20 protein-coding genes are annotated in these 22,762 nt (G+C 73.5%); 10 read left to right on the top strand and 10 right to left on the bottom strand.

Features of this window, described 5'->3' with window-relative positions; all coding sequences use genetic code 11:
* Window positions 1-3 precede the first annotated feature (3 nt).
* Together FYW99_RS12710 and FYW99_RS12705 are read left to right on the top strand one after the other, a co-directional pair.
* Entirely contained in the window at window positions 4-2,229 is a 2,226-nt protein-coding gene (locus FYW99_RS12710) for a glycoside hydrolase family 3 C-terminal domain-containing protein (RefSeq protein WP_150252196.1), read from the top strand.
* A 12-nt stretch (window positions 2,230-2,241) separates the two neighbouring features.
* A complete protein-coding gene (locus FYW99_RS12705) occupies window positions 2,242-3,411 on the top strand; it encodes a glycoside hydrolase family 1 protein (RefSeq protein WP_150252195.1) in 1,170 nt (389 codons plus the stop codon).
* 515 nt (window positions 3,412-3,926) lie between these two features.
* Here FYW99_RS12705 and FYW99_RS12695 read toward each other — a convergent pair.
* Both FYW99_RS12695 and FYW99_RS12690 read right to left on the bottom strand, forming a co-directional pair.
* A complete protein-coding gene (locus FYW99_RS12695; RefSeq protein WP_150252194.1) occupies window positions 3,927-4,442 on the bottom strand; it encodes a hypothetical protein in 516 nt (171 codons plus the stop codon).
* 5 nt (window positions 4,443-4,447) lie between these two features.
* A complete protein-coding gene (locus tag FYW99_RS12690; protein WP_150252193.1) occupies window positions 4,448-5,776 on the bottom strand; it encodes an MFS transporter in 1,329 nt (442 codons plus the stop codon).
* Between the two features lie 70 nt (window positions 5,777-5,846).
* Between FYW99_RS12690 and FYW99_RS12685 the strand changes: the two genes are divergently transcribed.
* The 3 genes from FYW99_RS12685 to FYW99_RS12675 all read left to right on the top strand — a co-directional run bounded on the left by FYW99_RS12685 (window position 5,847) and on the right by FYW99_RS12675 (window position 9,397).
* The gene (locus FYW99_RS12685) at window positions 5,847-6,842 is read left to right on the top strand and encodes a GlxA family transcriptional regulator (RefSeq protein WP_150252192.1); all 996 of its coding nucleotides are present in this window, start codon (window positions 5,847-5,849) and stop codon (window positions 6,840-6,842) included.
* 249 nt (window positions 6,843-7,091) lie between these two features.
* A complete protein-coding gene (locus FYW99_RS12680) occupies window positions 7,092-7,700 on the top strand; it encodes a hypothetical protein (RefSeq protein ID WP_150252191.1) in 609 nt (202 codons plus the stop codon).
* Between the two features lie 134 nt (window positions 7,701-7,834).
* Window positions 7,835-9,397, top strand: a complete 1,563-nt coding sequence (locus FYW99_RS12675; protein ID WP_150252190.1) for a vWA domain-containing protein — start codon at window positions 7,835-7,837, stop codon at window positions 9,395-9,397.
* Between the two features lie 147 nt (window positions 9,398-9,544).
* On the opposite strand, the gene FYW99_RS12670 is transcribed toward FYW99_RS12675, so the two are convergent.
* From FYW99_RS12670 to FYW99_RS12645, 6 genes are all read right to left on the bottom strand, one after another.
* Window positions 9,545-10,030: a ferritin-like domain-containing protein gene (locus FYW99_RS12670; RefSeq protein WP_150252189.1), complete on the bottom strand. Its 486-nt coding sequence runs from the start codon at window positions 10,028-10,030 to the stop codon at window positions 9,545-9,547.
* A gap of 72 nt (window positions 10,031-10,102) precedes the next feature.
* Window positions 10,103-10,885, bottom strand: a complete 783-nt coding sequence (locus tag FYW99_RS12665; RefSeq protein WP_150252188.1) for a putative hydro-lyase — start codon at window positions 10,883-10,885, stop codon at window positions 10,103-10,105.
* A 142-nt stretch (window positions 10,886-11,027) separates the two neighbouring features.
* The gene (locus FYW99_RS12660; protein ID WP_150252187.1) at window positions 11,028-11,954 is read right to left on the bottom strand and encodes a 5-oxoprolinase subunit C family protein; all 927 of its coding nucleotides are present in this window, start codon (window positions 11,952-11,954) and stop codon (window positions 11,028-11,030) included.
* An 86-nt stretch (window positions 11,955-12,040) separates the two neighbouring features.
* The gene (locus FYW99_RS12655) at window positions 12,041-12,658 is read right to left on the bottom strand and encodes a 5-oxoprolinase subunit B family protein (protein WP_150252186.1); all 618 of its coding nucleotides are present in this window, start codon (window positions 12,656-12,658) and stop codon (window positions 12,041-12,043) included.
* A 46-nt stretch (window positions 12,659-12,704) separates the two neighbouring features.
* A complete protein-coding gene (locus FYW99_RS12650) occupies window positions 12,705-13,472 on the bottom strand; it encodes a LamB/YcsF family protein (RefSeq protein ID WP_150252185.1) in 768 nt (255 codons plus the stop codon).
* 114 nt (window positions 13,473-13,586) lie between these two features.
* Window positions 13,587-14,837: an NRAMP family divalent metal transporter gene (locus FYW99_RS12645; RefSeq protein WP_150252184.1), complete on the bottom strand. Its 1,251-nt coding sequence runs from the start codon at window positions 14,835-14,837 to the stop codon at window positions 13,587-13,589.
* 505 nt (window positions 14,838-15,342) lie between these two features.
* Between FYW99_RS12645 and FYW99_RS12640 the strand changes: the two genes are divergently transcribed.
* The 5 genes from FYW99_RS12640 (at window position 15,343) to FYW99_RS12620 (ending at window position 18,749) form a co-directional block, all read left to right on the top strand.
* Window positions 15,343-16,053: a GntR family transcriptional regulator gene (locus FYW99_RS12640; protein WP_150252183.1), complete on the top strand. Its 711-nt coding sequence runs from the start codon at window positions 15,343-15,345 to the stop codon at window positions 16,051-16,053.
* Window positions 16,054-16,463: 410 nt separating this feature from the next.
* Window positions 16,464-17,003, top strand: a complete 540-nt coding sequence (locus FYW99_RS12635; protein ID WP_150252182.1) for a DUF5753 domain-containing protein — start codon at window positions 16,464-16,466, stop codon at window positions 17,001-17,003.
* A complete protein-coding gene (locus FYW99_RS12630) occupies window positions 17,000-17,170 on the top strand; it encodes a DUF397 domain-containing protein (protein ID WP_150252181.1) in 171 nt (56 codons plus the stop codon). Before FYW99_RS12635 ends, FYW99_RS12630 begins: the two co-directional genes overlap by 4 nt.
* A gap of 74 nt (window positions 17,171-17,244) precedes the next feature.
* Entirely contained in the window at window positions 17,245-17,829 is a 585-nt protein-coding gene (locus FYW99_RS12625) for a class I SAM-dependent methyltransferase (protein WP_150252280.1), read from the top strand.
* 131 nt (window positions 17,830-17,960) lie between these two features.
* Complete coding sequence (locus tag FYW99_RS12620; RefSeq protein ID WP_150252180.1) at window positions 17,961-18,749, top strand: aminotransferase class IV family protein; 789 nt, start codon at window positions 17,961-17,963, stop codon at window positions 18,747-18,749.
* Window positions 18,750-18,840: 91 nt separating this feature from the next.
* Here the strand turns inward: FYW99_RS12620 and FYW99_RS12615 are convergent, their stop codons facing one another.
* Both FYW99_RS12615 and FYW99_RS12610 read right to left on the bottom strand, forming a co-directional pair.
* On the bottom strand, window positions 18,841-21,036 hold the full coding sequence (locus FYW99_RS12615; RefSeq protein WP_150252179.1) for an MMPL family transporter: 2,196 nt from the start codon (window positions 21,034-21,036) through the stop codon (window positions 18,841-18,843).
* Between the two features lie 214 nt (window positions 21,037-21,250).
* Complete coding sequence (locus FYW99_RS12610) at window positions 21,251-22,762, bottom strand: SDR family oxidoreductase (protein ID WP_150252178.1); 1,512 nt, start codon at window positions 22,760-22,762, stop codon at window positions 21,251-21,253.

Raw genomic sequence — 22,762 nt, 5'->3', positions numbered from 1 at the left:
CCGATGAGTACCCCCGACCTGGCCGCCAAGGCCTCCGCCACCTCAGGGTCCGGCACCTGGCACACCACAGCCGTCGACTCCCGACTACGCTCGCTGCACCTGGCCGACGGCCCCCACGGCCTGCGGAAACAGTCGGAGAAGGGCGACCACCTGGGAATCGGCGACAGCCTGCCCGCCACCTGTTTCCCGCCCGCCGTCGGCCTGGGCGCCACCTGGAACCCCGCCCTCGTGCGCCGGGTCGGCGAGGCGCTGGGCACCGAGGCCGCCGCCATGGGCGTGGACGTGCTCCTGGGCCCCGGCATGAACATCAAGCGGTCGCCGCTGTGCGGCCGCAACTTCGAGTACGTCTCCGAGGACCCGCACGTGACGGCGCGGATCGCCGCGGCGCTGGTGGAGGGGATCCAGTCCCGGGGGGTGGGCGCGTGCGTCAAGCACCTCGCCGCCAACAACCAGGAGACCGACCGCATGCGGGTCAGCGCCGACGTGGACGAGCGCACCCTGCGCGAGATCTACCTCAGGGCGTTCGAGGAGGTCGTCACCACCGCCAGGCCCGCGATGGTGATGTGCTCCTACAACCGGATCAACGGCGTGTACGCCAGTCAGGACCCGTGGCTGCTCACCGAGGTGCTGCGCGGCGAGTGGGGGTTCGACGGGGTCGTGGTCTCCGACTGGGGCGCCGTGGTGGACCGGGTCGCGGCGGTACGCGCCGGCCTGGACCTGGAGATGCCACCCAGTGGCACCGACCAGGAGGTCGTCGACGCCGTCGAGCGGGGTGAGCTGGACGAGTCCGTGCTGGACACGGTCGTGGAGCGGCTGTGGCGGCTCCAGGAGCGGGTGTCCACCGACACCTCCCGGTCGCCGGAGCACGAGGCGCACGACGCGCTGGCCCGCGAGGCCGCCCGCGAGGCGCTCGTCCTGCTGAAGAACGACGGCGGCGCGCTGCCGCTGGACCCGTCCCGTCCGGTCGCGGTCATCGGCGAGTTCGCCCGTACCCCCCGCTACCAGGGCGGCGGTTCCTCGCACGTGGTGCCCACCCGGGTGCACAGCGCCCTGGACGCGCTCACCTCGGCCGTTCCGGGCGGGGTGGTGTTCGCGCCCGGGTTCCGGCTCGACGGCACGGCCGATCCCGCGCTGGTGGAGGAGGCGGTGGCGGCCGCCTCCGAAGCCCGCACGGCCGTGGTGTTCCTGGGCCTGCCCGGCGCCGCCGAGTCCGAGGGCTACGACCGCACCGCCCTGGACCTGCCCGCCGACCAGCTCGCCCTGCTGGCCCGGGTCCGGGAGGCCAGCGAGCGCGTGGTGGTCGTGCTGTCCAACGGGGGCGTGGTGTCGGTGGCCGACTGGGAGCACGACGCCGACGCCGTCCTGGAGGGGTGGCTGCTCGGACAGGCCGGGGGCGCGGCCGTCGCCGACGTCCTCACCGGGGCGGTCTCCCCGTCCGGCAGGCTCACCGAGACCGTCCCGCTGCGGCTCAGTGACCACGCCTCCTACCTGGCTTTTCCCGGCGGGCACGGGAGTTCGGTGTACGGGGAGGGCGTGTTCGTCGGCTACCGGTACTTCGACACCCTGGACCGGCCGGTCGCCCACCCCTTCGGGCACGGGCTCACCTACACGGAGTTCACGTACTCCGACCTGGAGGTGGCCCCCGCCGGGGAGGACTCCTGGCGGGTGGCCTTCACCGTCACCAACACCGGGGAACGGGCCGCCGCCGAGGTCGCCCAGCTGTACGCGGGCGTGGAGCAGGAGTACCCGACCCGGCCGCGCCGCGAGCTGCGCGGTTTCGCGAAGGTGTTCCTGGAGCCCGGGCACGGCGAGCGGGTCGAGCTGGCTCTGACCGGACGCGACCTGTCCACGTGGGACCCCGAGCACCAGCGGTGGTCTCTGGCCGGTGGGACGTACACCGTCGCGGTGGGCGCGTCCTCCCGCGACATCCGGCTGACCGGGGAGGTGAGCACCCCCGGCGACCGGTTCGTCGCGCCGCTGACCGCGCGTTCCACCGTCGGCGAGTGGCGCGCGCACCCGGTCGGCGGACCGGTCATGGCCGAACTGCGCGCGGGCCTGCCCGGGCTCTCCGAGGTGCCCGAGGAGCTGCTGCGCATGGCCGACTCCCTGCCGCTGGTCACGCTGCACACGTTCGGACTGGGCGTGACCCCGGAGATGGTCGACCTGCTGGTCGAGGACGTGGAGAAACGGCGACGGGCCGCGATCGCACGCGGCGAGATCACTGGTTGAGAGGGGTATCCGATGCTGACCGAGGGCTTCCTGTGGGGAGCGGCCACCGCCGCGCACCAGATCGAGGGCAACAACACCGGCAGTGACGTCTGGGCGCTGGAGAACGCGCCGGAGTCGATCCTGCCCGAACGCAGCGGCGACGCCTGCGACAGCTACCACCGCTGGCGCGAGGACATGGACATCGTCCGCGACCTGGGGCTGAACGCGTACCGGTTCGGTGTGGAGTGGGCGCGGATCGAGCCCGAGCCGGGCCGGTTCTCGCTGGCGGAGCTGGCGCACTACCGGCGGATGATCGAGGGGTGCGCCGAGCGCGGGCTGACGCCCGTGGTCACCCTGCACCACTTCACGTGCCCGAGGTGGTTCAGCGCCGCGGGCGGATGGACCGGCCCGGACGGGATCGACCCGTTCCGCCGCTACGTTCGGCAGGTGCGGGCGATCCTGGACGGTGTGCCGTGGGTGTGCACGATCAACGAGCCGAACATGCTCGCGATGATCACGAGCATGCGCCGCGGGGGTGAGCGTAAGGAGAACGTGGCCGGGGCGATGCCGCCCCCGGACCAGGAGACCTCCGAGGCGCTCATGGCCGCGCACCGCGCCGCCCGCGAGGAGTTGTCCGGCCTGGCGGGGACGCGCAGCGGGTGGACCGTCGCGAACCAGAACTTCCAGGCGGTGGACGGTGCCGAGGATCTGGCCGCGGAGTGGGCGTACACGCGTGAGGACCAGTTCCTGGACGCCGCGAAGGACGACGACTTCGTGGGGGTGCAGGCCTACACGCGGGTGGTGATCGGTCCGGACGGTCCGGTGGATCCGGCCCCGGACGTGCGCCGCACCATCACCGGCTGGGAGTTCCACCCCCAGGCGCTGGAGGGCGCGGTCCGGCACACGGCCGAGCGGACGGGCGGCGTGCCGGTGCTGGTGACCGAGAACGGTATCGCGACCGCCGACGACGCCGAGCGGATCGCCTACACCCGGGACGCCCTGGCCGGTCTCGGGCGCGCCGTGGCCGACGGCGTGGACGTGCGCGGGTACCTGCACTGGTCACTGCTGGACAACTACGAGTGGGGGTCGTGGGCGCCCACGTTCGGCCTGGTGGCGGTGGACCGGGAGACCTTCGCGCGCACGGTGAAACCGAGCGCGCGCTGGTACGGGGACCTCGCGCGGACCGGTCGCCTCCCGGAGTAGCCGTGGCGGAGGCGCCGGATCGGGGGCGCCGGGCAGGGGATGTCCGCAGGGCGAACCCGCTCTGGCGCCTCCCGTGCGCGACGCGGTTGACTGGAGAACGGGGTCCCCTCCCCGCCCCCTCCGGGGCTCGCTCCCGTGGTGAGCCCGCTCCCGGAACGGCCGCCCTCCGTTACCGCCGATCGAACCGCGGGCCGGACACTCCCAGCCCGTCCCCGGCCCGTGCCCAGTGTCCGCACGCCTCCCGTCCCTCGTACGGGCACCGGTTCCCACCGCCCCGGGCGCGGACCTAGCGCTCCGTCCGGGGCGGCCCGCGTCCGGGGTCAGCAGCCCGCGAACTGCCGGGAGAGGGCTCCGCGGCGGCGCTGGAGTTCGTCGGTACGTGAGTCCGGCGCGGCGAGCTCCGCGCGGATGGTGGTGACCGGGTCCGGGGACGGGTCCATGCCGACCGGCTCGTCGCCTCGCCGCGGACGCGGGTCAGCGCGAGGGCGGGTCCGCGAAGGCAGGCACGGTCCGGATCACCTCGTCCGGACCACCCGCCGCAGGTAGCGCACCCAGTTCGCCGCGACGCCGCCGACCAGGGCCAGGCACGCCGCGAGGACGAACGAGGACAGGATCCACTCCCGGGAACCGTCGGGGCCGTAGACGCGGTTGGAGGCCCCGGCGTCCACAGCCGGGATCCGCGCGCCCTCCCGGCAGGTGTCGCGCCCGGCCGCGTGCAGGTAGACCCCGCGCGGTTCCCCTCCCCCCGCACCGGTGAAGGTCCCGTTGCAGGTGCACGACTCGTGCCCGGGGTGCTGGACGCAGGTGACGCCCGTCACAGTGAACACGCCCGGTGCGCCCTCGCCGCGCGCCGCGCGCAGTCCCTGCTCCAGTCCGGCGAACCCCACGTAGGCCACCAGGGCGGCGAGGACCACCAGCACGACGGAGAACTGCGGTGACGGGCGCCCGGCCCCGCGGGCCGCGCCGGAGCCGACTCCCGCGCGGGCGTCCGCGGGAACCTCGGCTCCGTCCTGCATGTCAGTGTCCCTCATCGCGCTCACACCCTCTCCCGCTCGTCGTCACGGGCCTCTCCGGACCCCTCGTCCGCGAGGTCGGACACGTCCGTGCCGCGCGGCACCCTGAAGGCCAGCATCGCGGCGACACCGCACAGGGCGGCGGCCATCAGCCACACCGGCCCGTAGCTTCCGCCCACGTCACGGGTGAAGCCGCCGAAGACCGCCATGGCCCCCGCCCCGACCTGGTGGACGGCGTTGACCCACCCGAAGACGATGGCTCCGTCGGCGCCGAAGAGTCGGCGGCACAGCAGGATGGTCGGGGGTACCGTCGCGACGTCGAGCAGGCCGAACACCACGACGAAGGCCACCATCGCCGCTCCGGCGCTGGGACCGAACAGCGCGGGCAGCGCGGCCAGGAGCACGCCCCGCCCCACGTAGTAGACGACCAGGAGCAGACGCGGGTCCACCCGGTCGGTGAGCCATCCGGACAGGATCGTCCCCACCAGGGAGAAGACGCCGATCGTCGACACCAGCGCCGCGGCGGCCGTGACGGCCATCCCGTGCTCCTGGGCGGCGGGCACGAAATGGGTCCACATGATGCCGTTGGTGGTCGCTCCGCACACCGCGAACGTTCCGCCCAGGAGCCAGAACCGGCGGCTGCGCACCGAGGAGAACAGGACCTCCACGGTCCGGCGCGCCGCGCCCCGGTCCGCCCGGGGCCGTTCCACGAAGGCCGGGGAACCGTAGGGGCGCTGTCCCAGGTCGGCAGGGTGGTCTCGGAGCACCAGGGCGATGAGGACGATCATCACTCCCGCCGTCAGCGCCAGGGTCACGATGGCCGGACGCCATCCCTGGTTGTCGACGATCCAGGCCAGCGCGGGCAGGAACACCAACTGGCCGAAGGCGCTGGCTCCGGTCAGGGCGCCGATGACCAGCCCACGGCGTTCGACGAACCAGTTGTTGGCCACGGTGGCGGCGAACGTCATCGCCAGTGACCCGGTGCCCGCGCCGATGAGCAGCCCCCAGTAGAGGGTCAGCTGCCAGGCGGTGGTCATGACAAGGGTCAGTCCGGCCCCCACCACGACGGTGCCCAGGGCCACCAGGGCGATGCGGCGGATACCGAACCGGTCCATCAGCGCCGCGGCGAAGGGGGCGATCAGGCCGTAGACGAGCATGTTGACCGAGGCCGCCGTACCGATCGCCCCGCGGGACCACCCGTACTCGGTGTGCAGGGGGTCGGTCAGGATCCCGGGCATCGCGGCGAAGGCCGCCGCGGCCACGATGGTCAGGCACGCGACGAGGGCGATCAGCCACGCGCGGTGGAACGGGGTGCGTGCGGGCTCTTGTGCGGAAGCGGGGTTCTCGACCATGGCCTCAGCTTCCTTCGCGGGCCCCTCCCCCGACAGTGTCCTGAAAGCCAACATGCGCAAGAATCGGGCCATGAGGATTTTTTCGCGGTCCGGCCGCCACCGCGTGGCCGTGCTCGTCCGGCACGGCCTGCTGCCCATCGAGTCGGGCATCGTCCACCGCCTGTTCGGCCAGGCCCGGGGCACCGACGGGGAGCTGCTCTACGAGGTCGTCACCTGCGCGCTGGAACCGGGGGAGGTCAGCACCGACACCGACTTCACGATCAACGTGGCCCACGGGCCGGAGGCCCTCGACGAGGCCGACACGGTGATCCTGCCCGCCGCCGACGAGGACTACGGCGAACGCCCGCACGCCCCCCTCGCACCGGCTCTGGCCGCGGCCGTCGCGCGCATCCCGCCGACCGCGCGCGTGGCCTCGATCTGCACCGGTGCGTTCGTGCTCGCCGCGGCCGGGCTCCTGGACGGGTGCCGCGTGACCACCCACTGGAAGTCCGCGGGCTACTTCCGCGCCATGTACCCCGGCATCGACCTGGACCCGGACGTGCTGTACACCGACAACGGGCGGGTGCTGACCGCCGCCGGGGTCGCCTCGGGCATCGACCTGGGCCTGCACATGATCCGCGTCGACCACGGCGCCGCCGTGGCCAACGAGGTGGCGCGCAGCACCGTCGTCCCGCCCCACCGCGACGGCGGCCAGGCCCAGTACATCCGCCATCCGGTGCCCGCACCGGAACGGGCCGCGACGGGGCGGGCGCGCGCCTGGGCCCTGGAACACCTCCACCTCCAGCCGGGCCTGCGGGAGATGGCCCTCCAGGAGGCCGTGAGCGTGCGCACCTTCACCCGGCGGTTCCGCGACGAGGTGGGGCTCTCGCCCGGCCAGTGGGTAGCCCGACAGCGCCTGGACCGGGCCCGGCAGCTGCTGGAGGAGTCGGACCTGCCGGTGGACAGGATCGCGCACGAGGCGGGTTTCGGCACGGCCGCGTCACTGCGCCAGCACATGCACGCCGAACTGGGGGTGTCCCCCAGCGCCTACCGGCGTACCTTCCGGGGCGCGCCGGACGCGACCTGAGCCCGTCCGGGATCCGGGGTTCCCGACCGGTGCCGCGGGCGGCGGGCTCCCCGGCGGGGACGTCCCGGCAGAGCGTTCGGTACGGCGCACGGTCCGGATCGGCCCCGGACGGTACCGGGGCGCGGGAGAGCGGGCCACGGGTGCGGGACCGCCCGCGGCTGCGCGGTTCGCGGCGTGAGGGGGCCCGGAACGGGTAACGGGGAACCGTGGGTCTCCGCCCACGCCCACCCCTCACCCCCGGGAGGCCCCGTGAAGCTCTACGCCGAGTACCCCGTGCGCGCGTTCCTCCAGTTCGCCTCCGACCTGCTCGCCGCCGCCTGGACGTACGCGTGGGTCAGCGCGGCGCTGGCGCTGCGCGAGACCCTCATGGCCCTCAACCGCCCCGGAGAACTCATGGTGAGCACGGGCGAGGGCTTCAGCGAGCACATGGACGCCGCGGCCGAGCAGGCCCGGCAGGTGCCCCTGGCAGGGGAGGCCCTGGCCGCGCCGTTCACCAACATGAGCGAGACCGGTGGGTCCCTCACCGCCGCCGGGGTCTCCTTCCAGGAGACGGTGGCCTCGCTCGCGCTGGCCCTGCCGCTGCTGACCGCCGTGCTCCCGCTGCTGCTGCTCGCCTCCACCTGGCTGCCCGTGCGCGCCCGGTGGGTGCGCCGCGCCAGCGCCGCCAGGCGGCTGCGCGGGCTCGCGCCCGAGGCGCGGTCCCGGCTGCTGGCCCTGCGCGCCCTGACCTCGGCTTCCCCGTCCCGGCTGGCCGGTACGCACGAGGACCCGGCGGGCGCCTGGCACTCCGGCGACCGGAGAACCGTGGAGGCGCTGGCCGCGCTGGAGCTGCACCGCCTGGGTCTGCGCCGGGTCTGAGGCCCCGCCCCGGACCCGTGCCGACGACGGTCGCCTCGGAGGCGGCCCCATCCGGCCGCTCCGGACCGCGCGAACGTCGTCGCCGCTTCCTAGGCTGGAGGGCCAGGCCCCCCGAGCACTCTTCCGGAGACCGCATGCACCTTTCAGCGCTGTTGGACTTCGACGCCGTCCCCCGGGACACCGACGACGCCGTGTCCGTCCTGGTCGACATCACCGCACCCGAACGCGAGGAGGACACCGAGCGCCCGCCCGCGACCCTCCAGGTCGTGCTGGACCGCAGCGGGTCCATGGGCGGAGGACGCCTGGACGGCGCGGTGCGCGCCCTGCTCTCGCTGGTGGAGCGGCTCGCGCCCTCCGACAACTTCGGGCTCGTGTCCTTCAACGGACAGGCCCGTGTCGAGGTGCCCTGCGGACCGCTGGAGGACAGGGCGCGGGTGCGCCGTCTGATCTCCGGACTGCACGCGTCGGGGGGCACCGACCTGTCCAGCGGACTGCTGCGCGGGGTGCAGGAGGCCCGCCGCGCCGGAGCCGACCGGGGCGCCACCCTGCTGCTGATCTCCGACGGGCACGCCAACCAGGGCGTCACCGACCACGACCTGCTCCGGCAGGTGGCGGCCGACGCCTACTCCCACGGGGTCACCACCACGACCCTGGGATACGGTCTGGGCTACGACGAGGAACTGCTCGGCGCGGTGGCCGACGGCGGCGCGGGCAGCGCCCTGTTCGCCGAGGACCCCGACACCGCGGGCGGCCTCATCGCCCAGGAGGCCGAGTACCTGCTGGCCAAGACCGCTCAGGCCGTGTCGCTGCGGGTTCCCTCCGGTCCGCTCCTGCGCACCGTCTCCGTGGTGGGCGAGATGCCCTCCCACCAGCTCGCGGACGGGTCCGTGGTGGTCGAACTGGGTGACTTCCACTCCGGGGAGCGGCGCCGCCTGCTGCTGCGCCTGGAGGTCTCCGGGTTGTCCGCGCCGGGCACCGTCGCCGCGCTGGAGGTCACCTACGCCGACCCGGTCACGCTGGCCAGCCGCACCGTGTCCCTGCCCGTCGAACTCGGCGTGGTCGCGGAGGGCGCGGCCGACGGGCGGGTGCCCCGGCCGGAGGTGCGCGCCGAGGAGGTCCTACAGCGGGCGCAGACCGCCAAGAGGAAGGCCAGCGAGGCCATGCGCCGGGGCGACCGCTTCGGCGCCGCGGGCCTGCTGGAGGACGCGCGGACGGATCTGGCCGACCACATGCCGCCGGTGGCGCCCGCCGGTGCCGCCCGGTACGGGGCACAGGCGGCGGCTCCGCCCCCGGAGGTGCGCGCGCAGATGGAGGAGCTGCGGCGTATGGCGGGGATGACCCGGACCGGCGACGCCTCCCGGGTCTCCAAGTCGCTGTACGCGAGCCAGTCGGGTTACTCGCGCAAGAGCGGCCGCCAGCGGTCGGGAACCGCACAGGACGGCGGGCACCGGGCCGAGGAGGACGGGAACCAGGTCGGGGAGGACGGGAACCGGTCCGGGGACGGTGGACGCGGGGCCCGGGACGGCGGCCCCGGTTCCGGCCGGGGTTCCCGAGGCTCCGGTCGAGGTACCCGGGGCGACGACCGCGATCCCGGCCGGGGCTCCGGCCGCGGTGTCCCCAGGCGCCTCATCCGGGGTCAGCAGACCGACGGCGGACGCCCCACCCCCGACCGGGACGCGCCCCCGCAGGATTCCTGAGGCGGCCCCGTGCGGATTCCGGACGCGGCCGGGGAAGCCAGCCGGGGACCGCGACCAAGGCGGCGCCCGACAGGCGGACGCCCCGGGGAGGCAGTGCCTCCCCGGGGCGTCCGGGTGCCGTCGCTCGGGGCGTCTCCCGCGACACGACTAGCGCTCGGCGTCGGCCAGCGCGGTGCGCACCGCGCCCGGGAGCTTCTGCTCCAGGAAGCGGGCCATGTCCTCCTCCTGGTGGAGGATGGCGGTCAGCTTGAGCGCGATCTGCTCCTCGCCGAGCGCGCGGGCACCCTCGATCAGCGCGCGGTAGGAGGCGATCTCGAAGTGCTCGGCGGCGTAGTCGGAGAGGGCGTTCTTGACCATGGTGTCGCCCGCGGGCCTGTTCGCGACGCCCTGCACGGAACCCATCATCCCGGCCAGGGCGCTCTTGACCTTGGACACGCTGCCGCCCAGGGACTCGATACATCCCTTGACCGTCTCGGCCTGCTCGCGCGTCTCCTCGATGTGCCGCGTGATGCGGGCGTGGACCTCGGGGTCCTTCTCCGCGTCCTTGGCGTGGCTCTCCAGAGTCTCCTCCAGGGACTTCTCCATCGAGTAGGCGTCGTTGAGCCAGTCGATCAGCTGCTCGCGGCTGTTCACACCGTTCCCCTTCGTTCGTCGTGTCACCCGGGCCTGGGGCCGCGACTACCCCCGGGGATTCGGCGACAAACGTCAGGGCACCTGGTAGGAGGAGTCGCGCACGTCGGTGATGGCCATGTGTCCGGGAGCGTGGCCGATGGCGAACTCCGGGGCGGAGGCCGTCACGGCCGCCTGCGGGGTGACCCCGCACGCCCAGAAGACCGGGACCTCGCCGGGGCGCACCTCCACCGCGTCGCCGTAGTCGGGCCGGTCCAGGTCCTCGATGCCCAGCGCGGCGGGGTCGCCCACGTGCACCGGGGCGCCGTGGACCGCCGGATAGCGCGAGGTGATGCGCACCGCGTCGGCCACCCGGTCGGCGGGGATCGGCCGCATGGACACCACCAGCGGACCGCTGAAACGGCCCGCGGGGCGGCACGGCCGGTTGGTCGCGTACATGGCCACGTTGCTGCCCGCCTCGATGTGGCGGACCGGAACACCGGCCTCCAGCAGGGGCGTCTCGAAGGTGAAGCTGCACCCGATGAGGAAGGCCACCAGGTCGTCGCGCCACAGGTCGGTGACGTCGGTGCGCTCCTCGACCATCCTCCCGTCGCGGTAGACCCGGTAGGCGGGCAGGTCCGTGCGCAGGTCGCCGTCGAAGACCGAGGCGCCCACCCGGCCCGGCTCGGTGACGTCCAGGACCGGGCAGGACTTGGGGTTGCGCTGGGCGAACAGCAGGAAGTCGAAGGCCGCCTCGCGGGGCAGTGCGATGAGGTTGGCCTGCGCGTAGCCCGCGCTGTAGCCGGAGGTGGGGACGCGCAGGCCGTCGCGGAACAGCGCGCGGGCCTGGGACGGGGAGAGGTCGGCCGGAGAGGTCATCGGTTCTGCCTTTCGTTCCGGGTGGGGCGGACGGTCGGTGTTCCCGTGGCTGCCGGGACGGATCGGTCCGTGCCGGGCGGCGGACCGGTGGGCCGGTCCGCCGCCGTGTCGGGTCCCGCCGCACCCGGCGGAACCCGGCCGGTCAGAGGGTGAAGCGCAGGCGGGTCCCGGGGCGCGCCTGGGCGGCCCTGGGCAGGTCCGCCGAACACACGACGGCCACCACCGGGTAGCCGCCGGTCACGGGGTGGTCGGCCAGGAACAGCACGGGCTCTCCGCCCGGCGGCACCTGGAGCGACCCCGCGACCATGCCCTCGCTGGGCAGCTCGCCGGAGCGGGCGCGTTCCAGGACGGGGCCGGACAGGCGGGCGCCGACCCTGTCGCTGCGCGGGGTGACCTCGTACGCGGACGACAGCAGTGTCCGGACGGCCTCGTCGGTGAACCAGTCCTCACGCGGGCCGAGGACCACCCGCAGGACCTCCTCGGGTCCGCCGACGGGCGGAGCGGGGGCGTGGTCCACGTTCGGGAGGTCCGCGGGCGCGGGCCCGACCGGGAGCAGCGCCCCGGGCACGGGCAGGTCGGGTCCCAGTCCGGCCAGGACATCGGTGCTGCGCGAGCCCAGGACCGGCGGGACGTCCACCCCGCCGCGTACGCCCAGGTAGGAGCGGAGCCCGCGGGCGGGCACGCCCATGGCCAGCTCCGCCCCGTCGGGCAGGTGCAGCACCGTGTTGACGGCGGCGCCCCGTCCGTCCACCCGCAGCGGGGCATCGGCCCCGGTGACGGCGACGGTCACCGGCCCGCGGGCCCGCACGCGCAGCCCGCCCAGGGTGACCTCCAGGGCGGCGGACCCCGGGGGGTTGGCGAGCAGACGGTTGGCCAGGGCGTAGGAGTCGGCGTCGGCCGCGCCGGAGCGGCCCACGCCCAGGTCGGCGTGGCCGAAGCGGCCCGCGTCCTGGACCGTGGTCATGGGTCCGGCGGCCACGACCTCCAGGGCCGAACGCCCCTTCCCGGGGACCGGGGCGTGCGCCGCGTTCCCCTCGCGCGGTTCCGACGCCGTTCCGCGACCCGCCACCGCGTTCCTTCCCCGTTCCCGCCCCTGCGCCCGTTCCTGTCCCTGTTCCCGGGCCGGTCCCGTCCGGGCCCGTCCGACACGCGTACTCATGAGGCCTCCGCGTCGGTGAAGCGCACGCGCACACCCGGCCGGAGCAGGCCGGGCGGTTCGCGGTCCAGGTCCCAGATCGGGGCCTCGGTGCGGCCCAGCAGCTGCCACCCCCCGGGAGAGCTGCGCGGGTACACCCCCGTGAACTCCCCCGCCAGGGCCACCGAACCGGCGGGCACGCGTGTGCGCGCCTCGCCGCGCCGGGGCACGTGCAGGCGCGGGTCGTCTCCGACCATGTAGCCGAACCCGGGCGCGAAGCCGCAGAACGCGACCGTCCAGGTGGCGCTGGTGTGCGCCTCGACCACCCCGCGCCGGGTCAGGCCGGTCAGCTCGGCGACGTCGTCGAGGTCCTCGCCGTCGTAGAACACCGGGATGGTGACGGTGTCGCCGGACTCCGGCCCGGTCCCGGTGGCCAGCGGCAGCCCGGTGACCGCGGCGGCGACCCCGCAGGGGTCGGTGCCGGGTCCGATCCGCAGCAGCAGCGTGCGGGCGGCCGGAACGACGTCGGTGACCCCGGGGACCGGCCGCGCCCGGAGCGCGGCGCGCAGCGCGATCACCTCGGCGAGGTCGGCGACCTCCACGAGAACGCCGGTGTCCGCGCACGTCAGGACACGCACGGCGCCTCCTCGGCGGGGGTCGGGAGCCCCCTCCTCCAGGCAGGGATCACGCGGCCTCCCCGGTGAACGGCGCGAGGGTGACGCCCTCGGCGCGCAGCCGGTCGGCCACGGCCCGGGCGATGTCCACCGCGCCGGGGCTGTCGCCGTGCACGCACAGGGAGTCGGCCTCGATGACGATCGGGGTGCCGTCGACCGCCTCGACCGGCTCGCCGTGGGCGATGCGCAGGCAGCGCTCGGCGATGGCGGCCGGGTCGTGCAGGACGGCGCCGGGCTCGCGGCGCGAGACCAGCGTGCCCTCCGGGGTGTAGGCGCGGTCGGCGAAGGCCTCGCGGTGGGTGGGCAGCCCGGCCTCCTCGGCCAGGCGCAGGAACCGCGATCCGGGCAGGCCCAGCACGGGCATGGCGGGGTCGAACTCGCGCACCGCGGCGACGACCGCGGCGGCCTGCTTCTCGTGGTGCACGATCGTGTTGTAGAGGGCGCCGTGCGGCTTGACGTAGCGGACGCGGTCCCCCGCCAGGCGGGTGAACGCCGACAGCGCGCCCATCTGGTAGACCACCTCGTCGGTCAGCTCGGCGGGCGGCACGTCGAGGAAGCGGCGGCCGAACCCGGCCAGGTCGCGGTAGCCCACGTGCGCGCCGACGGCCACTCCCCCGGCCGCGGCGTCGAGCGTGGTGCGCCGCAGCACGGACGGGTCACCGGCGTGGAAGCCGCAGGCGACGTTGGCGCTGGTGACGATGGACAGCAGGGCCTTGTCGTCGCCGAGCTCCCAGCGGCCGAAGCTCTCGCCGAGGTCGGAGTTGAGGTCGATGCGCAACGTCGGTGCTCCTCGTTCTTTCGTGTTGCCCCTTGCGGGGTTACCTACCCCGCCCGGGTGGCGGTCCGGGCGGGGCGGGGGCGGGATGCGGTGGGAGGGCGCGCGCCCGGCGGGCTACTGCCAGAGGTCGGCGATGCCGCCCAGGGAGCCGATGGCCATGTACGCGGTGAGCGCCCAGGCGGCGACGCCGATGACGATCAGCCAGCGCGGGTAGCGGTACCCGCCCAGGAGGTCGCCGGAGCGGCGGGCCGCGACCCACAGCAGGATGCCGAGGCCGACCGGCAGGATCACGCCGTTGAGGGCTCCGGCCAGGATCAGCAGCGTGTTCGGGGCCTGCCCGGACAGCAGCAGGATCGCCAGCGAGACGCCGATGAAGACGGTGACCAGGAGGCCCCGGCGCTTCTCCAGCCACGGGTGGAAGGTCGTGACGAAGGAGATCGAGGTGTAGGAGGCGCCGATGACGGAGCTGACCGCCGCGGCCCACAGGATCACGCCGAACAGGCGCTGGCCGACCTCGCCCGCGGCCTGGCGGAAGGCCTCGGCGGAGGGGTTGGCGGACGCCAGGATGTCGGCGCCGCCCGCGACGACGCCGAGGATGGCCAGGAACAGGACCACGCGCATGACGCCGGTGACGATGATGCCGGTCACGGAGGTCTGCGTGATGGCGCGGACGTTCTCGCGTCCGCCCTGGCCCGCCTCGACGAGGCGGTGCACGCCCGCGTAGGTGATGTAGCCGCCGACGGTGCCGCCGATGATGGTGACGGTGGCCAGGAAGACGTCCGCGCCGAACCGCTCGGGCAGGACGGCCTGGCGCAGGGCCTCGCCGACCGGGGGCTGGGACACGAAGGCCACGTAGACGGTCAGCACGATCATGGCCAGGCCCAGCACGACCAGGATGCGGTCCAGGGCCACGCCCAGCTTCTTGACGCCCAGGATGGCCACGGCCAGCACCGCGGACAGGACGGCGCCGAGCTGGGTGTCGAACCCGGTCATGGCGTTCAGGCCCAGCCCGGTGCCCGCGAGGTTGCCGACGTTGAAGATCAGGCCGCCGAAGACGATGAGCGCGGCCAGCAGGTAGCCCGCGCCGGGGAGGACCTTGTTGGCCAGGTCCTGGGCACGCGTGTTGGCGACGCCGACGACCCGCCAGATGTTCAGCTGGACCGCGATGTCGACCAGGATCGAGATGAGGATCGCGACCGCGAAGGTCGCGCCCAGCTCGGCGGTGAACGTGGTGGTCTGGGTGATGAAGCCGGGGCCGATGGCACTGGTGGCCATGAGGAACATCGCACCGAGCAGGCTGCTGCTGATCGCGATCCGCCCGACACGGGGGCGCACCTTCGGGGGCGCGGGGGGTGTGTCACCCATGGGTCACTCCAAGGGGTCCGATGTGGGTCGGTGACGCGATAACCGACCGCGCCATCGTTGGATTGTTGAACGATACTTCAATCCAACAAGACGGGTAAAGAGCCGGTATGCAAAAAACCCAGGTCACCTGTGTTGCAGGAGCGTTTCTTCGCCCCACCCTGCCCAGAAGCGCCGTTGGAGGAACCCCGGAAAGGGGTGTCCTAGAGCCCCCGTGGTGGAGCTGCTCGCCGCCTCGCCCGGGAGCCTTCGGAAGCCGGGACAGCCGTGCGGGAGGCCCGTGCGCAAGCCGCACGGAAGCCGCGCGGAAGCCACATGGAAACCGCACCGTGGCGGGTGAAGCGGACGCGCCGTGATCGCAGGAGCGGTGCGGTGAAGAACCCGTGCGGGGGCCGCGCCACGGCGCACTGGTCCGATGAACCGACTTCTGTCGGCTCCCCGCTCTCCCGGGAGTGCTCCGCGTCGGTGACAATGAAGTAACAGACGCCAGCCCCCTTAAGGAGCACCTGTGACGGCCACGGACGCCCGCACCGACCGGCCCCGCGGCCGCACGCGCCTCCTCCCTCCACAGCCGACGCAGGCCGAGCGGGTCGCGGAGCTGCTCCGCGAGTCCCTCATCGACGGCGTGTACCCGCCGGGACAGCGCATGTCGGAGGAACGGCTGTGCGAGGAACTCGGGGTCTCCCGCAACACCCTGCGCGAAGCGTTCCGGCTGCTGGTGCGCGAGCGGCTGCTGGTGCACCATATGCACCGGGGCGTGTTCGTCGGCCTGCCGACCAGCGAGGACGTCCGCGACCTGTTCAAGGCGCGGCGGTCCCTGGAGCTTCCCGCGCTGCGGGGCGCGGTGGACCCGGACGAGGAGGCGGTGCGGCTGGTCGGGGCGGCCGTGGACGAGGGCGAGGCCGCGCGCGGACGCGAGGACTGGTGGCGGATGGGGACGGCGAACATGCGCTTCCACCAGGCCGTGGCAGGGCTGGCCGAGAGCGCGCGGGTGAACGAGTTCATGAGCCAGGTGCTGGCCGAGACCCGGCTGGTGTTCCACGTGATGGACGCGCCGCGGGAGTTCCACGTCCCGTACCTGGACTGGAACCGGAGGATCCACACCCTGCTGGCCTCGGGGGACGCGGCCGGGGCGGCGGACGAGTTGACGACCTACCTGGAGACCTCGGAGAACCAGCTGGTCACCGCGTTCACCGCCATGGAACAGCAGCGGGGCTGACGCGCTGACCGGAGAGGTCCACCGGCCCGCCGCCCTCCGTGGCCCGCTCCCCCGCCGTGATCTTGTACCTATAGCGGGGTTCGAGCGCCGACATCGGCTATAAGTACAAGATCACCGCAGTTCAGGAGCCGATGAGGACCACGAGACGCCCGGCCCCGCGGTCCCCCTGCCCTCGGTCGCGGATGTTCGGTGCGGGTGTTCGGGTGGAGGCCGCTGGGTCGCTGGAACCCGGTCGCTGGAACCCGGTCGCTGGGGCCCGGTCTCCGGGGCTGGCGGTCAGGACGTGTGCTCGCCCCTGCGCGGAAGCGGGGGGCGAAAGCCCGCGCGGTCCTCGACGACGCTCTCCACGAGGAGGTCGAGACGGCCTCGCTGGATGGGAGGCCGCAACCAGCGATGGAATTCCCCCGTGGATGCGCTCGCCCGGGGCGTTGGAGGAGCACGCGGTCGCCATCGACACCGTGTCCGTGTCGGTGGTTCCGGGACTGATCCAGTCCCCCAAGTACGCACGCATGGTGTTCGCCGCAGGGCATCCGACAGCGACCATAGGAGAACTGGAGAGGCTTGCCCAGCTTCGCGTTTCCCGATACGCGTCGCTCACCAAACGGAACGATCCGCTGATAACTGCACTTTTTCCGATGCAGTCACTCAGGCACCTGCCCCGCGATGTCAAGGAGGACCAGGTCGACTATCTCCTCCGCCATCTTCAGCGTGGACGGCTTGTCGTGTACCTCATCCCGGAGAGCGCTCCGATCCTGTGCACACCCTCATCAGCGCAGCTGTACCGCCTTCGGGACGGCGCAACCGTCGCCGCATCCGACCACGCACAGGGCAATGTGGTACTGGAGAAGCCGGGAGACACCGAAGCGGTAGAGTCGCTGGTACGGGACCTGATCGGGCTCGCTTCCCCTCGCGGTGAGTCCGCAACGCTGTTGGAAGGACTGCTTCGATGACGGACGGTTTTCACAAGTTTTCCTACAGCAACGACGGGCCCCATTGTGTCGAGGTCCGGGAAGGTCGCGACACCCTTGTGCGCGACACGCAGAACCGCGACGCGGCGACCCTCTCCTTTCCCGCAGCCGAATGGGCCGCTCTCCTGACCAGCGAAACCACCGCCTAGACGCCGCCAGAGGGGGGCGAAAAGCTCCTCCTGAGAGGCCGCCCTACCTTGAATCCATGACGAAATACGCGCGGATGTACCGTCTCGGCCTCACCCCCTGGGAGCGCTACGGCGCAGCGGGCGGGACAGCGCAGCTCGGCGTTCTGCTCGACCGCGAGGCGCAGTCGCGTTCGACCGGACCCGGGCGGGCGCTGGACATCGGCTGCGGGCGCGGACAGTTCACCCCCGAGCTGGCCCGGCGCGGATGGGAGGCGGTGGGCGTCGACATCGTGCCGGAGGCGGTCGAGGCCGCCCGCCGCAAGGGCCCGGCGGAGGTCGCCTACGTCGTCGGCGACGCGACCGACCTCGAATCCTCCGGCCTGGGCGCCTTCGACCTCTTCGTCGACATCGGCTGCTTCCAGGGCCTGGACACGAACCAGCGGGCCGCGGAGGGACGGGGAGTGACAGCCCTCGCCGCACCTGGGGCCACCCTGCTGATGCTCGCCTTCGGCCCGTCGCGGTACCGGCGGCTCGTCGAGGGCGTCGCACAGGCGGAGATCGAGGCCGCGTTCCCGGGATGGGAACTCCTCACGGCCGAGGACGCGGAGACCAGCGGCCTGGGATGGCCGATGAACAAGACCTCGCCGCAGTGGTACCGGTTCCGCCGTACCGCCGAATGAGCCGTACCGCTGGATGGCACGAGCCCCGGAGACCGGGTCCCCGACCCGACCGGCGCGGGGTACCCATCACCCCGGTTCCGGTGGAGGAAACCCCGATGGCACAGATCCCGGAATGCCATGATGGAAACCTCATGGAACTGAACGGACGCCCCGTCAGCACCGGGGAACTCGCGGGCCTCGCCCTGTACGGCTACGGCCACTTCACCACCATGCTCGTCACCGACCTGCGCGTCCGCGGACTCGACTTGCACATGGAACGCCTGAGCCGCGACTGCCACACCCTCTTCGGCGTGGAACTCGACATCCCCCGGGTCCGCGAACTCGCCCGGCGCTCCGCGCGCGCCCATCCCTCCCCCTCGGTGGTCCGCGTCACCGTCTTCGACCCCCACATGGACCTGGGCCGACCCTCCGCCCGCCAGCTCCCCCACATCCTCGTCAGCACCCGCCCCGCACCGGCGAACACCTCCCCTCCCCCGGTCCGCCTGGGCACCCGCCTCTTCACCCGCGACACTCCGCAGGTCAAGAGCACGGGCCTGTTCGGAGCGATCCGCCAGCGCCGCGCCGCCCAACTGGACGGCTACGACGACGCCCTGTTCATGGGCGTGGACGGCCGCGTCTCGGAGGGCCCCACCTGGAACATCGGCTTCCTGGACGGCGGCGGCCTGGTCTGGCCGCAGGCGCCCTGCCTGCCGGGGGTGACCACGGCGCTCATCAGCCAGGCCGCCGAGAACCTCGGCGTCCCGGTGACCACCCGGCCGATCGCCTCGGCGGCGAGCACCCGCACGGCGGGCGCGTTCACCACCAACGCCACCACGGGCGTGCGGCAGGTGGCCGCCATCGACGGCGTCCACCTGCCGCAGGCCGCGCTGGTGCGCAAGTTCTCCGCCGCCTACGCGGACCTGCGGGGAGACCCCCTGTAGGACGGCTTCGGCAAACACGCGTTCCGCCGCGCGACGGGCGGCTCCCACCGGGCACGCGCCCGTCCGCGCCGCGCGGCTCCGCCGCCGGGCGCTACGCGCGCTCGGCGGGTCCGCCCTCCTCCGCGCGCTTCGGGGTCCGGCCCGCGCGCCCGGGCCACCACACGCGCGACCCGACGTCCAGGGACAGCGCGGGCACCAGCACCGTCCGCACGAGCAACGCGTCCACCAGCACGCCGAACGCCACCAGGAACGCCAGCTGGAGCAGGAACAGCAGCGGGATCACCGCCAGCGCCGCGAAGGTCACGGCCAGCACCACCCCGGCGGAGGTGATCACCCCGCCGGTGACGGTCAGCGCGCGCAGCACGCCCTCGCGGTGCCCGTGCAGCAGCGTCTCCTCACGCGCCCGGGACATGAGGAAGATGCTGTAGTCGATCCCCAGCGCCACCAGGAACACGAACGCGAACAGCGGCACCACCGGGTCCGCGCCGGGCAGGCCGAGCACGTGGTCGAACAGCAGCGTTCCCACTCCCAGCGCGGCGGCGAAGGACAGCACGTTCACGACCATCAGCAGCAGCGGCGCCACCAGGGAGCGCAGCAGCGGGATGAGCACGAGGAAGACCACCACGAGCACCAGCGGCACCACGACCGTGAAGTCGCGCTGGGCGGTGTCCAGGGTGTCCAGATCGGTGGCGCTCACCCCGCCGACCATGGCGTCGGCACCCTCGACGGTGTCCAGCTCGGCGCGCAGGTCGCGCACCGCGTCCACCGCCTCGGCCGACTCGGGGCCGACGGTGAGGACGACCTCGACCAGCACCCGGCCGTCCTCCACCAGGGGCGGAAGGTCGGCGCCGGGCGGGCCGGGCTCGGTCACCGGCGTGGCCCCGTCCACCACCGGCAGGCGTTCGGCGGCCCGGACGACCTCGTCCAGGTGGTCGGCGTCGGCGACCACCAGGGCGGGGGCCGCGCTGGCGTCGGAGCCGAAGCCCCGGTCGAGCGCCTCCTGGGCGTCGACCGCCTCCACCTCGGTGCGGAAGACCTCGGCCTGGCCGGTGCCCCCGGCGTCGAACTGGGGCGCGAACACGGCGGCGGAGGCCAGGACGGCGGTGGTGACGATCCAGTACAGGCGCGGCCTGCGCGAGACGGTGGTCGCCAGGCGTCCCCAGAACCGGTGGCTGACCACGACCTCGTCCAGGGTTCCGTCCGTCCGGCCGCCGCTGTGCGGGGCCACGGGCCAGAAGGCGGCGCGTCCGCACAGGGCGAGCACGGCGGGCAGGAAGGTCATCGCCGAGAGCAGGGCCGCGACGACGCCGATGGCCACCACGGGGCCGAGGCTGCGGGTGGAGGCCAGGTCGGCGGCGAGCAGGCAGAGCAGGCCGAGGATGACGGTTCCGCCGGAGGCCAGGACCGGTCCGGTCACGCCGCGCACGGCGGCCATGACCGCCTCGGGCACGCGTTCGCGGACGACCAGTTCCTCGCGGTAGCGGGCCACGAGCAACAGCGCGTAGTCGGTGCAGGCGCCCACGACCAGAATGAAGAGGATGCCCTGGCTCTGCCCGTTGAGGCTGACCAGACCGGCGTCGGCGGCCAGGTAGACCAGCGCGCCGGACAGGCCGAGCGCGAGCAGGCAGGCGAGGACGACCAGCACCGGCAGCAGCGGTGAGCGGTAGACGGCCACGAGGATGATCAGCACGGCGGTGACGGCAACGATCAGCAGCGTGGAGTCGATGCCGCCGAAGGCCGCGACGAGGTCGGCCGCGAAACCGGCGGGGCCGGTGACCTGGACCTGGAGCCCCGTCACGGGATCGTCGGCCAGCACCGCGCGCAGGTCCTCGACCGCGTCGCCGGTGTCGGTGGCCGAGTCGAGCGGCACCACGAACTGGGCGACGGAGGGGTCCTCCGTCCCGGGGAAGGGGCCGACGACGGTTCCGGAGACCCAGGGCTCCCCGCCCACGCGCTCGGCGACCGCTGCGATGTCGGCGAGTTCGCCCTCTCCGAGCGCCTCGTTGCTCCCACCGCCCCCGCTGTCCCCGGCGTCCTCGCGCGAGTACACGACGATCGCCGGGACCGCCTCCTCGCGGTCGAACTCCTCGGCGATCTCGCTGACCTCGGTGGACTCGGCGCCCACGGGCAGGAACGCGCCGGGGTCGTTGGTCTGCACCTCGCCGAGTCTGCCCAGGAACATGCCCAGGGGCCCGGCGCCCACCAGCCACACCAGGGCGACGAGCAGGGCCGCTCCGATCCACCAGCGCGACCGCCTGGCAGGCGGTCTGCCGTTGTCCTTGTCCACGTTCGGGATCCCTCTCACACCGACAGCTTGCTCGAAATTAAAGCATCTTGTTTTTCGAGTTACTTGCGGGCATGACCCTACCCCAGCACGATCCCGCCATGCGTCGGCCCCTGACGAGCGGCGCCGTGCCCTCCGTCACCGTCCACCGGGGGTGTGGACAGGCGCGAACGCCGTCGGCCCCGGTCCGCGCGGACCGGGGCCGGAAGGCCGGACGTCAGCGGGGCTCGGAAGCCTCCCCCGGAGCCGCCTGCTCCGGGCTCGCCTGGTCCCGGGCCTCCTGCTCCGCGGCCGTGACGATGTTGTCGGCCATGGCGCCGAACACGAACCCGTGGAAGGGTGTGACGGCCTTCCAGTACAGGTGTCCCAGCAGGCCGCGCGGGTGGAAGAGCGCGCGCTGGTGGTAGACCGTGCGTCCGCGCACGCGGGTCACCCCCAGTTCGAGCCAGGCCGGTCCGGGCAGGCGCATCTCCGCCCGCAGCCGCAGCAGCGCGCCGGGGACGACCTCCTCCACCCGCCAGAAGTCCAGGGAGTCGCCCACCCGCAGCCTCTCCGGGTCGCGCCGCCCACGGCGCAGGCCCACCCCGCCCACGGCCAGGTCGATCCAGCCGCGCGCGGCCCAGGCCAGGGGCCAGGAGTACCAGCCGTGCTCGCCGCCGATCCCCTCGACGACCCTCCACACCGCCTCCCTTCCGGCGTCGACGTACCGCGCGCGCACGTCGGTGTAGAGGCTGCCGCCCGCCCAGGCGGGATCACTCGGCAGGGGGTCGGACGGGGCGCTCGGCCAGGCGGCCGAGGACCAGCGGGTGTCCACGCGCGACTCGTCGACGCGGCGCAGGGCCAGTTCCACGGCCCGGTCGAAGCCGACCCGGTCGTGGTCGCCCAGCAGGTCGGACAGGTCGTCCTCGCCGACCACCGCGTCGTGGCGCAGCGACTCCACCAGCGGCCGGGCGATCGCGGGCGGCACCGGCGTGACCAGGCCGACCCACAGGCTGGACAGGCCCGGCGAGAGCACGGGGACGGGGATGATCAGCCTCCCGGCGATCCCCGCCGCCCCGGCGAAGCGCTGGATCATCCGGGCGTAGGAGAGCACCTCGGGACCGCCGATGTCGAAGGTCCGGTTGGTCCCCTCGGGGAGTTCGGCGCACCCGACCAGCAACCGCAGCACGTCGCGCACGGCGATCGGCTGGACGCGGCTGCGCACCCATCGGGGTGTGGTCATCACCGGCAGGCGCTCGGTGAGGTGGCGCAGCATCTCGAAGGAGGCCGAGCCGGAGCCGAGGATCACCGCGGCGCGCAGCACTGCGGTGGGCACGCCCGACTCCAGCAGGATCCGGCCGACCTCCTCGCGCGAGGCCATGTGCGCCGACAGGCCGTTCCCGTGCGGCGCGAGCCCGCCCAGGTAGACCAGGCGGGTCGTGCCCGCCGTCTCCGCCGCGCGGGCGACGTTGCGGGCGGCACGGGCGTCGGTGCCCGCGAAGTCGCGCCCGCCCGACATCGAGTGGACCAGGTAGTAGGCGGTGTCGACACTCGTGAACGCCTCGTCGAGGCCCTCGCCGCTCACCACGTCACCCCGGACCACCTCCACGCGGTCGCGCCAGGGCTGGTCGCGCAGCTTGTCCGGGGTGCGCGCCAGGCAGCGGACGCGGTACCCGGCCGCGAGCAGCTCGGGCACCAGACGTCCGCCGATGTAGCCGGTCGCACCGGTGACCAGGACGGACGGCCTCAT

This window comes from Nocardiopsis deserti (assembly GCF_008638355.1).
Taxonomy (GTDB): Bacteria; Actinomycetota; Actinomycetes; order Streptosporangiales; family Streptosporangiaceae; genus Nocardiopsis; species Nocardiopsis alborubida.
The sequence above is the reverse complement of the archived record's forward strand: the minus strand, read 5'-3'. Positions and strand labels throughout refer to the sequence as shown.